Below are 11939 nucleotides of genomic sequence, written 5' to 3'. Positions count from 1 at the left end.
CTCCTTTCTAAAATTCTGCTAAATCACGAATTGCTTTTTCGACTTTATCCGGATTCATCATAAAATATTTTTCCATCGCAGGAGCATAAGGCATCGCTGGGACGTCCGGGCCTGCTAAACGCTGGACAGGGGCATCCAAATCAAATAGACAGTTTTCTGCAATTACAGCAGACACTTCGCTCATAACACTTCCTTCTTTATTGTCTTCTGTTACGAGCAGTACTTTACCAGTTTTTGAAACAGCTTCTATAATTGCATCTTTATCTAAAGGATAGATCGTTCTTAAATCAAGTATTTCAGTAGATATTCCGTCCTCCTCTAGCTTTTCTGCTGCCTGTAAAGCAAAGTGAAGACATAAACCATAGCTGATTACCGTAACATCCGAACCTTCTTTTTTTATATCAGCTTTTCCAATGGGCAGTGTATAGTCCTCATCGGGCACTTCCCCTTTAATTAAACGGTAGGCTCTTTTATGTTCAAAGAATAATACCGGATCATCATCACGGATCGCTGCCTTTAAAAGGCCTTTAACATCATATGGGGTAGAAGGCATCACAATTTTTAACCCTGGAACATTAGCAAAATGAGCCTCCACTGATTGAGAATGATACAAGGCCCCATGAACTCCGCCGCCATATGGTGCACGAATCGTTAAGGGACAATACCAGTCGTTGTTTGAACGATAACGTATTTTAGCAGCTTCAGAAACGATTTGATTGACAGCGGGCATAATAAAGTCTGCAAATTGCATTTCGGCAACCGGCCTCATTCCATACATTGCTGCCCCTATGCCTACACCTGCAATAGCTGATTCGGCAAGAGGTGTATCAAGTACTCTTTCGCCTCCAAACTCTTGATAAAGTCCGTCTGTCGCTCGAAAAACGCCTCCTCTTGCGCCAACATCTTCGCCTAATACAAAGACTTTATCATTTCTTGCCATTTCTTCACGCAAAGCCGCCGTTACAGCTTGAATGTAAGTTAAGACAGTCATTACAACTCACCGTCCTTTTCACTATAGACATGCTGCAGAGTGGAATCTGGGTCAGCATACGGAGCTTCTTCAGCAGCCTCTGTTGCTTCGTCTACTGTTTTTCTTATATCTTCGAGCATATATTCTTCTATTTGATCCGTTAGTGTATTTGTTTCTTTTAGATATTTAGCAAACGTATGAATGGAGTCCAATTGCTTTGCATCCTCTACTTCTTCTTTCGTTCGATAAGACCTGTCATCATCGTCACTGGAATGTGGAGTCAGCCTGTAGGATACAGTTTCAATCAAGGATGGCCCTTCTCCTTTTTTAGCACGTTCCCAAGCTGCTTTAACTGCTTCATAGACAGCAAGCGGATCGTTTCCATCCACGGTCACTCCGGGCATTCCATAACCCACTGCCCTATCTGAAACTTTTTCGCACGCAAGCTGTTTTTCAATTGGAACAGAAATAGCATACTTGTTATTTTCACACATGAAAATAACAGGCAGTTTATGGACACCAGCAAAATTAGCACCTTCATGAAAATCACCTTGATTAGAAGATCCCTCTCCAAACGTTGTCAACGTAACGAAATTTTTCTTTTCCATTTTACTGGCAAGGGCAATACCAGCTGCATGTGGCACTTGAGTAGTTACTGGGGAAGACCCGGTGACTATTCGATTTTTTTTCTTTCCAAAATGTCCAGGCATCTGCCTGCCGCCTGAACTTGGATCCTCTGCTTTAGCAAAACTAGACATCATCAAATCTTTTGGTGTCATGCCAAAGCTTAATACTAACCCCATATCACGGTAATAAGGCAGAATATAATCCTCCTCCGTGTTCAAAGCCATTCCGGCACCTACTTGGGCTGCTTCTTGTCCTTGACAAGAGATAACAAATGGTATTTTTCCAGCCCTATTTAACAGCCACAATCTTTCATCAATCTTTCTTGCTAATAGCATTGTTTTATACATCTCTAATACTTTTTCATTTGATAATCCCAGTTGTTCATGCTTTGTTGAGGCCATATTATACCTCCTTAATAGTTTTATGAGTGGATCGCTTTTCCATCAACTGCTAGTGAACCTTCCCCTAAAATCTCTGACAAGGCAGGATGAGGGTGTATCGTTTCACTGATTTCAAAGTTTGAAGCATCTACTAATTTGGCAAGCGCCGCTTCAGAGATTAAGTCTGTTACATGTGCTCCTATCATGTGGACGCCTAGAAGATCATCATTTTCTTTATTGGCTACGAACTTCACAAAACCTTCTGCCTCCCCATTTACGATTGCTTTCCCTATTGCTTGAAATGAAAAAGTTCCCGTTTTAATGTGATACCCATCACTTACTGCTTGGTCTTCTGTTAAACCGATACTGGCCGCTTCTGGTCTGCTGTAAGTACATCTTGGAACAGTCGTTGCATCCAGCGGCAACGGTTGTTTTGAACAGAGATGCTCAACTGCTATGATACCTTCTCTTGAAGCAACATGCGCAAGCTGCATACCTCCAATAACGTCTCCAACTGCATAAATATGAGATTCTTTCGTTTGGTAATATTCATTTGTGGCAATGAATCCATCTTCTACTTTAATATCGGTGTTTTCTAACCCGATATCTTCTATATTTGCATTCCGTCCAACAGACAGTAATAACGTGTCAGCTGTAAAATTTTGTTCTGTTCCATTCACTTCAGCTGTAATGGATACTTTTTCATTCTTGGTTGTTCTACCTGGTAATATTTTAGCGTTTGTAACAATTTGGACTCCCCGATCTTTCAATCGTCGGGTCATTTCGCTCGAAATGTCTGCATCCTCTCCTGGAAGAATTCGATTTGCATATTCAAGCACCGTAACATCTACATCGAAATCTGATAACATCGAAGCCCATTCAATTCCTATTACACCGCCTCCTATAATGTTTACAGAATCAGGAAGTTCTTTTAAACCTAATGCTTCATCTGAGGTGAGAATTTTTTCTCCATCTACCTCTATTTCAGGGAGCAGCCTGGGCCTTGAACCTGTTGCAATAATAATATTTTTAGGAAGCAGCATAATATTTTCTGAGCCGTCTTTCATATCCACTGATATAGTGCCAGCTGCAGGAGAAAATATAGAAGGACCAAGAATACGTCCGTGGCCTTCAAATATGTCAATTTTTCCTTTTTTCATTAGGCTTTGAACACCATTATAAAGTTGATTGACAATGTTATCTTTTCTTTTTTGTACTTTATCAAACTGTAATTCTATGCCTTGTACAAAGATGCCAAATTGGTCACTTTCTTTAATCGTAGCATGAACTTCAGCACTTCGAAGTAAAGATTTACTCGGGATACAACCTTTATGTAAACAGGTTCCTCCTACTTTTTCTTTTTCAACAACAGCTGTTTTCAATCCGTGTTGTGCAGCTTTAATTGCTGCAACATAACCTCCTGTACCAGCACCTAGTATGACCAGGTCATATTCCTTAGCCATAATTGTTCCCTCCTTCTAGTATCTACCCATAATTTAAGATTGTTTTATTTCCTCTCTAAACACTTGAGTTATCTCTGGTATTAAAACACTTATGCTATTTTAGTTGAGTGGTTCATCATTTGTCTTGAGAAAAAACTTGGCTTACAACCCTGATAAGAGGAAACCGCCTAGGTCAGGGAGCTTCTATTAAAAATGTACAATACCTGTGTTCAACGTAGAAGTCGTCACATCGTGTGGAAACAGATCTGTGGAAACGGCGGCAGTAAACGTCCTGTACGTTGAAAGCCTTAGTCTTTTCTAGCGCTTTATTCCTTTAACAAAGCTAAACTTTCAAAAAGTAAAAAATAGCTTGGATATAACACCTGCAATTAGAACAATAGCATGTAACTGCCTCTTCCTTCCAGCACAAAGAGCTTATTCTCTTGAACAAATTATATTAATTGGTATTAACGTTTTATACTTAATTAGATCGTCGACTTAAGATATGGCAGCCATTTCTTAAAAATTGTTTTCGAGAGTTTTTCATTTTTTCAATTCTTTCTTCCGCCAGCCTGTCAGCTGCTAAGTAAGTCGGAATGCGATCTCTTTTTGATATATCAATGACCTTCTTAATGTTGTCGTACACTCCTTCTACTTTTTTAATTGCTCTATCTCGATTATACCCATGAAGTTCATCCGCTACGTTAATAACTCCTCCTGCATTAATAACATAATCCGGTGCATAAACAATATCCTTCTCATGCAGCATTTCTCCATGTTCATCATTTTTTAATTGATTATTAGCGGCTCCGGCAATCACCTTTGCTTTTAATCTGTTTATTGTATCATCATTAATAACAGCACCTAAAGCACATGGACTAAAAATATCACACTCTACGTCAAATATACTATCAGGATCCACAGCTTTTGCGTTAAAATCTCGGACAGCCCGTTCTGCAGCCTCTTTATGAATGTCTGTTGCAATTAATACCGCACCTTCTTCATTCAAAAGCTTGCATAAATGATAAGAAACATTTCCAACCCCTTGAACTGCGATTACTTTATCTGTTAATTCATCAGAGCCGAATGCTTCTTTTGCAGCAGCCTTCATTCCCACGTAAACTCCGTACGCAGTAACCGGTGAAGGATTACCGCTCGAACCAAAAGCCGGTGATATACCGGTAACAAAATCTGTTTCATTATGGATAATGTCCATATCTTCTACTGTCGTTCCTACGTCTTCTGCTGTAATATAGCGGCCGTTCAACCCTTGAATATAGCGGCCGAAAGCACGAAACATTTCTTCATTTTTATCCTTTCGGGGATCTCCTATAATAACTGTTTTACCCCCGCCAAGATTCAATCCCGCCGCTGCATTTTTATATGTCATCCCTTTTGCAAGACGAAGAGCATCTTCAAAAGCAGCTTCATCGGAATCATACCTCCACATTCTCGTTCCGCCAAGAGCAGGACCAAGGGTAGTGTCATGTATAACAATGATTGCTTTTAAGCCTGAAGCTTTATCTTGGCATACCACTACCTGTTCATAATTATATTTTTCCATCTCTTGAAACAATTTCATTAGTAGTGCCCCCTGATTCTGTATTTTTATCATCATATTCAAATACTTGGCATCTACCCTTTATTTTGTAGATTTCTTATTTTATAAGCTGCAGCAGCTTTATTTTTTCTATATACAAGATAGTTCTGACTCAATTTATCATCTATTGCCTTATTATGTAAAAATGCAAATGACATGCCAATGACTAAAATAAAAAAACGTATCATTCGTAAGGGGTATAGCTAATGAAATGTGTGCAATTTTTTTCATACTAGAAAATTATTGCATGCCATTATATTCAATTTTATGCTTTTCCAATTTGTAATACAAATTCCTTACGGAAATACCGAGTTGTTTCGCAGTTAAGGTTTTATTATTCTGATTCTCTTTTAGTACTTCAAGAATTTTATTTTTTTCAAATGCTTGAACGTCTTCTTGCAGTGTAGTACGCCTATTATGATTACCTGGTGTTTGGACGTGATTGGAATGTCGTGTCAACCGAAGTGGCGGAAGATGTCTTGTTTTAATCATTTGGTCCGTATTCTGCATCGAAATAACAGCTCTTCCTAGCACATTCTCAAGTTCCCTGACATTTCCTGGCCAATCATATTGATCTAAAGTATCTAGTGCTTCGTCTGATATGTTAGAGACACTTCTTCCAAAATCTGCATTTATTTTATCAAGTAAGTGGTTGCAAAGTTCTTCTAGATCACTTTTTCTTTCCCGCAATGAAGGAATATAAATCGGCATCTTGTTTAAGCGGTAATATAAGTCTTCACGGAATGTATTTTCATGAACCGCTTTTTCGAGATTTATATTTGTAGCTGCGATCACTCTTACATCAATAGTAATTGATTTTGCAGCTCCAACTTTAACAATCTCTCCTTCTTGTAAAACACGCAGTAATTTAGCTTGAGTAGACGGCGACATTTCTCCAATTTCATCTAAAAAAATACTTCCTTTGTCGGCTTCTTGAAATAATCCGCGCTTTCCTCCTTGCTTAGCTCCAGAAAAAGCACCTTCCTCATAACCAAAAAGTTCACTCTCTAACAATGACTCGGAAATAGCCGCACAATTGACTCTAATAAACTTATTGAATCTACGGCTGCTTGCGTTATGAATAGCATGAGCAAACAATTCTTTTCCTGTACCAGATTCCCCGCGTAATAAAACTGTAACGGGGACTCCAGCGCTCAATTTTGCCTGTTCTATTGGGACTTGCATTTCTTTTGATCTTCCGATAATATCTTCAAAATTATATTTTGCTTCCAATGTTCGAATACGTTTTCGAGCGCGTTTTAATTCTTCCGTTAAAGATCGTATTTCCGAAACATCATGCAGTACTCCGACACTGCCTTTTATTTTCTTATCTACGATCACCGGTGCAACATTAACGATAACTTCTTTTTTCTTAGGACCGACTTTCATCCTAACCCCTCTTACAGGTTTTTTCGTTTCCAACACTTGCATGTGCATGCTGTCACCTTCTGAAATGTCGGTATGAGCAGGTTTTCCAATAACTTCTTCTTCTGATAGACCTGTTAAACGGGTGTATGCCGGATTGATCATTGTACCATAGCCGTTTTCATCTACAACGGATATAGCTTCTTCTGAGGAATGAATAATAGACTCAAGCATTTGTTGAATGCTTTTTAAGTTTGTAACTTCTTCAGCCATTTTCGCAATATCCGTCACATCCTTAAAAACAGCTAAAGCACCGATGCAAGAGCCGTGTTCCCTTAAAGGAAGGCGGGTAGTAATAATCGAGCGGCCGTTTCGAAAAGTGAGCTTTCTGTTTGTTTCTTCCATACCGGTTTTCATCACTCTTTTTAACCCGCTTTCCGGAAGAATTTCATCAATTAATGCTCCTTCTGCCTGGCTTTGAGAAGTTCCAGTCATTTCCGAGGCCGCCCGATTGAATAAAATGATTTTTTCTTCAGTATTAATCGCTATCATACCATCATGAGTAGAATGTAAAATGGTAGATCTTACTCTGTCATGGGTTTGAAGGGTTTGAATTAATTGTTCTTTATCATGAATTAAATCATAGAGCACATTAGCAACAAAGGCTGGAATAACAAGAAATTGATTGTTAGAGTAATCATAAATTTGTTGGAATACTTTTTCTTCACCTGTTGCTTCAATCACCATATCAGGTTTTAACTTTAATAGTTCTTTCCAATCTTCGCTAAATGATATTCCTGCTTCTTCTGCTTTTTTTAACCCTGGAGCAAAAGGATTAATATCAGCTATTCCGATTATTTTAAGGCGTTCGCTTTCCATTAACATATTAAAAAGAGCCGTTCCGCCTTTTCCCCCGCCAACAATAACAGCTGTTTTCACAAATATCCCCCTTTGGACAACATTGTATAAATAGAGTACAATAAAAAAGAAACTTGGCAAAGCCAAGCCTTTATAGTTATTGTTTAGGAGAGAAATAACTCATGCGGCTGATTGCATTATTAATTTTAGTTATTCCTGGAATTATGGCGGCCTTAGGCATTAAGTTAATGAGAGATATGCTTTTTCAAATTTTACAGCCTCCTTTTCCCTTTTTATGGCTGCAATTTTTAATTGGGCTGTTCATGCTTATTTTTGGGATTTGGTTTATTTCCGGTTTTGTTTTTTACCGTGATCGTAAAAATAAAAAAGTTAGTATTCGGTATCAATCAAAAACGGACCCGAGCAGCAAGTAGCAGGTTGATTCTCTTTAGAGTCAGCCTTTTTTTATTCAATCCTTTCCCTTCTCCCTAAATGATCAATTTCCTTTAAAATATGAACTTTCTCAATAACAGCGTGAATCGAAATTTTTTCTGCTAAATAAGTGATGCCAATAAGAATGCTTATAAGAAAAAGTTGAATACTGAAGGGAGAAAACTGCATTCCCACCCAGGCTATGATTCCTCCGGCCAAAGCAGCTCCATTATCTCCAAGCATTCCTTTTTTCGTTATTTCTAAATATCCCCATACCCCCATTGCCGACACTATATAAAAAAACATGCCTGGCACCGGCTTTACAGATAGAAATATAAGGAATATTAAAACGTGAATGCTTACCCATTTCCAAACTCTAAGTGGTCGTGTATCGAGAGAATTACACACATGCGGCGATAATACGAACAACATAAAAGCAATCACCGTACCTATTTGCATCGTTGCTTCTGTTAACAGAAGACTCACACTCGCGGAAACAGCAATAAGTACAATTTTTGTAAGTCCTGTCGTCCACTCTCCTTTTTTTATAAAAAAACATAGATGTCCTTTTATTCCTTTTGGGTAATGACTTCCCCACATATCATCAATCCACCCGGCGCTCCAAATTCCTACAATATATACCATAAAAGCTAATAAATGATCGGGCGGCCATAAAAGAATAAAATTAAAAACAAAAAGTAACAAAACGATTCCTAGTGTAAATGGAATGTACATATTTTTATAATTAACAGCCGTCCATCCAAATTTTATAGAGCTGTCTTTCAATACAGGCCAAAATATAGGCACCATTGCACTTAAGAGTATGATTTTCCATATTTCCACAGGCACCTTTCCACCTCCAGCCATTGCTTCGCACGGTGACACATACCTTGAATTCCCCATCCTTTACCGTCATGTACAAATGGCACTTCTACTTCTTTAATTTTAAATCCTTCTTGTACAGCTTTTAATGTCATCATTGTTTCAAGACCAAAACCTTCTGCCTGTAATTGATGATAATGTTCAATATGTTTTCTTCGAAATGCTCTTTGTCCTGATAATGGCATTTGTAAAAGCAGCCCGCTTCTTCTATGGATAAGACGCTGTACCCTTCTCTTAACAAGTCCAAAACCATTTTTTCCATTTCCCATTACCGTACCAATTACTAAGTCCGCTTCATTTGATTCCAATGGATATAATAATTCGCTGCCGTATATTGCGCTTTCTCTTAAATCTGCATCTAAAATTACAATAATCTCTCCCTTGCTCGCTAACCATCCTGCTTTTGCTGCAGCTGTTTTCCCATGATTTTTAATAAATGAAATCGATACATCACAATATTTCTCCATAATTCTTCCAGTAGAATCAGAACTTCCATCGTTTACTCCGATTAATTCGTTAGCCCAGCCTGCTTTGCGCAGAGTTTGCAATGTTGATTTTAAATGTCGTTCTTCGTTATAAGCTGGAATAATAACACTTGTTTTCACGCTTTCATTTCCCTCATTTCTTTTTCTGATTTCGAAGCACGTAAAAATGGTAAAGAATTGTATATTTTTCTAACATGCCAAAATAATGACTGCGACTTACTGCTTTTATCATAAAGGTGATGTATCCCTTTTAAATCAATAATTTTACTGCCTGCAAGCATTTTTATTAACAAAGAAGAGCCCATGCCCTTTCTTCCTTTGCTTAGATATTCTTCCATATCACGGTGACCGCCCAGTAAATAGATTTTTTTTGCCCCTTCTTTTAAGGCAAATGCAATGGCTGCATCTTCACTCAAACCGATAAACGTTACAGTATTAGCTGATAATTGATGATCCTTCACCCTTTGCATACCCGGTGAATGACCTTTTGCGCCTTGATGTACAATAAGCTTAGCTCCGCAGTGTAATACTCTACTGCTGACAGAGTCCATGTCTCCTATAATGTAATCAGGATGCATATTCTTATGAAGCATCTCATCAGCCGCTCCATCAACTGCTATCAACGAAATATTATTACCATTTCTGATAAAGTATTTTTTCACGCAATCCAAATCCTTTTCATAATCAGTTCCCCGAATAACAATTAACACTTCTTTTCCTTGTAAAGCTGAACCATACTCCCATGTTTTCCAGCATTCTAACAGCTGTATTAAATCTTTTTTTGCGTATGATATACTGTTGCTGCTAAACTTCTCAAAAGTATCAGGAAGATTTTTCTTTCCTTTTTCTTCTAGTAAACGCACAAATGGTATATTGTATTCTTTTAATGGGCCAACCTCATATCTTTTATGAGCATAAATCACAAACAAATAATTATGATTAATTTCAACTTCTCTTCCATCTATCCATTTACCTATATTACTATTTGGGTGAATATCAAATACCTTTATTTTATGCTCTAACAGCCTTTTGACACCTTCATGAAAAAATTCTCCGCTCATGGAACGTTTTAAATTTATGACGGCTTTGACATTTTTTTTAATTAAACTTTCTGCAGCAATCGGATCGATATCTTCATGAGCAATTACAGCAATTTGTTTTTTTTCAATTTGATTCGCAAGAATTTTTGTTTTTTCATGAAAGTGCGCTTTTCCTTGAATCTTATCCACGCTGCTTTCACCCCTTTTTTATACTTTAGGAAAGTGATTTTGATAAAGGAATCAAGTATAAGAAAAGACTATAAGGCTTTACGTGATAATGCCGTGCCACAGGACCAGTGTTAAGCCAGTTTTTCTAATACCTTTTCCTAGTATGGTCCAAATGGGAGGGATTACATGCATAGATATAAGAATGAGGAAAAAGATAATTATAAATTGAAAAATTTTATAGACGTGATTTAAAACCATTATTGTCTATTTGTAAATGTAAAGAGGAAGTATGAACGAAAAATGTAAGGGGGAGACCAAATTGTTTCAGTTTATTGAATCAAGACACGGATTTGATATGTATCTGGCCTCATATAATGGCGAACAATATGTGATTCAATACGAACCTTCATCTAAAAAAATTAATCAATTACGACCTTATACTGAAAGTTCTTCCATGGTTTCACGACTTTTTGAGTCTTACATTTCTGAACAAAGTTAATATTTCGGGCCAAGACACTTTGCCAACAAGACGTAGTAGCCACATTTACTTTTCTCTGCTCAAGAAGTCCTTAAAGTGGAAGCCCTAGTTTTTCTTATATTTTGTCCCTTAACAAAGTTAAATTTTCTTAAAGTACAAAAAGGAGCCGTCCTTTAATAGGGCGGCTCCTTCCAACAGCGCTCTTAACTTACTTTGTGCTCAAGTCTCAGTTTATCTGCAACCATTGCTATAAATTCTGAGTTAGTGGGCTTAGCTTTTGATACATTTATCGTATACCCAAACATCCGAGAAATCGATTCAAAATTGCCCCTGCTCCAAGCAACTTCAATAGCGTGTCGGATGGCTCGTTCTACTCTGCTTGAAGTGGTGTTGTATTTTTTAGCAATATCAGGGTACAGTACCTTTGTAATGGAACCTAACAAATCGATATCATTATAAACCATGGAAATAGCTTCTCTTAAATACATGTATCCTTTAATATGAGCAGGTACTCCGATTTCATGAATAATATTTGTAATACTCTGATTTAAATTAATCTCAGGTTCTTCTTTACTTTCATTATTATAACTGTACGCTTGTTGGACGACAGAAGATTCTCCGCCGCACACTTCTCTAATATTAGAAATCAAGGTTTCCATATCAAAAGGTTTTAAAACGTAATAAGAAGCACCAAGATTAACTGCTTTTTTTGTTACATCTTCTTGACCAAAAGCTGTTAGCATAATTATTTTAGGGCGCGGATTATACTGACCAGAATTGATTTTATTTAAAACTGCTAACCCATCTAAGTGAGGCATTATGATATCAAGAACAAGCACATCCGGCTGCGTTTCTTCTACCATTTTTAAGCACTCTTGCCCGTTATAGGCTCTTCCAGTAACCTCCATGTCTTCCTGTGCCCCAATATATTCATTTAACAAACCGACCAATTCTCTATTATCGTCAGCTACACAAACTTTAATTTTATTCACAAATGTACCTCCTTATTATATTTTTCTTCACATGTCTGTATATTCTTTTCGACAAGACTGTCTAATACCCTTTCCTTAATTCAAAATTCTTAGAAAATAAAATCCAGCTCCTTACATCTTTCATTTTCTGTCTTTTTGTCGTTTTTTGCCGTTTGACAAAATTTAATATGTATGAATCGACATTATTTTTACATTCATAAAGTTATATATATTATCGTAC

At 37.4% G+C, this 11939-nt stretch carries 10 protein-coding genes; 1 reads left to right on the top strand and 9 read right to left on the bottom strand.

Going from position 1 to position 11939, the window contains the following annotated elements; all coding sequences use genetic code 11:
• Positions 1–7 precede the first annotated feature (7 nt).
• The 5 genes from FZF09_RS03605 to FZF09_RS03585 form a co-directional block, all read right to left on the bottom strand.
• Positions 8–991 carry an alpha-ketoacid dehydrogenase subunit beta gene (locus FZF09_RS03605; RefSeq protein WP_158735210.1) on the bottom strand — a complete coding sequence of 328 codons (984 nt, stop codon included), beginning with the start codon at positions 989–991 and terminating at the stop codon, positions 8–10.
• A complete protein-coding gene (locus FZF09_RS03600; RefSeq protein ID WP_158735209.1) occupies positions 991–1998 on the bottom strand; it encodes a thiamine pyrophosphate-dependent dehydrogenase E1 component subunit alpha in 1008 nt (335 codons plus the stop codon). Before FZF09_RS03600 ends, FZF09_RS03605 begins: the two co-directional genes overlap by 1 nt.
• Positions 1999–2018: 20 nt before the next feature.
• On the bottom strand, positions 2019–3440 hold the full coding sequence (gene lpdA / locus FZF09_RS03595) for a dihydrolipoyl dehydrogenase (protein ID WP_158735208.1): 1422 nt from the start codon (positions 3438–3440) through the stop codon (positions 2019–2021).
• Positions 3441–3900: 460 nt separating this feature from the next.
• Complete coding sequence (locus FZF09_RS03590) at positions 3901–5001, bottom strand: Glu/Leu/Phe/Val family dehydrogenase (protein WP_158735207.1); 1101 nt, start codon at positions 4999–5001, stop codon at positions 3901–3903.
• 258 nt (positions 5002–5259) lie between these two features.
• Positions 5260–7323, bottom strand: a complete 2064-nt coding sequence (locus FZF09_RS03585; protein ID WP_158735206.1) for a sigma 54-interacting transcriptional regulator — start codon at positions 7321–7323, stop codon at positions 5260–5262.
• 101 nt (positions 7324–7424) lie between these two features.
• On the opposite strand from FZF09_RS03585, the gene FZF09_RS03580 reads away from it, so the two are divergent.
• A complete protein-coding gene (locus FZF09_RS03580) occupies positions 7425–7676 on the top strand; it encodes a DUF2627 domain-containing protein (protein ID WP_158735205.1) in 252 nt (83 codons plus the stop codon).
• Positions 7677–7707: 31 nt separating this feature from the next.
• Here FZF09_RS03580 and FZF09_RS03575 read toward each other — a convergent pair whose 3' ends face one another.
• The 4 genes from FZF09_RS03575 to spo0A form a co-directional block, all read right to left on the bottom strand.
• Entirely contained in the window at positions 7708–8517 is an 810-nt protein-coding gene (locus FZF09_RS03575) for a hypothetical protein (RefSeq protein WP_158735204.1), read from the bottom strand.
• Complete coding sequence (locus tag FZF09_RS03570) at positions 8490–9161, bottom strand: glycosyltransferase family 2 protein (RefSeq protein WP_158735203.1); 672 nt, start codon at positions 9159–9161, stop codon at positions 8490–8492. The genes FZF09_RS03575 and FZF09_RS03570 overlap by 28 nt, the downstream gene beginning before the upstream one ends.
• Positions 9158–10270, bottom strand: coding sequence for a putative cytokinetic ring protein SteA (gene steA, locus FZF09_RS03565; RefSeq protein WP_158735202.1), 1113 nt, complete (start codon positions 10268–10270; stop codon positions 9158–9160). Before steA ends, FZF09_RS03570 begins: the two co-directional genes overlap by 4 nt.
• A 660-nt stretch (positions 10271–10930) precedes the next feature.
• Complete coding sequence (gene spo0A / locus FZF09_RS03560) at positions 10931–11719, bottom strand: sporulation transcription factor Spo0A (RefSeq protein ID WP_158735201.1); 789 nt, start codon at positions 11717–11719, stop codon at positions 10931–10933.
• Between the last annotated feature and the right edge of the window lie 220 nt (positions 11720–11939).

Origin of the sequence: Alteribacillus sp. YIM 98480 (genome assembly GCF_009765375.1) — a bacterium.
In the GTDB taxonomy this organism is placed as follows: Bacteria; Bacillota; Bacilli; order Bacillales; family Marinococcaceae; genus Alteribacillus.
This window is presented reverse-complemented; position numbering and strand designations above follow the sequence as displayed.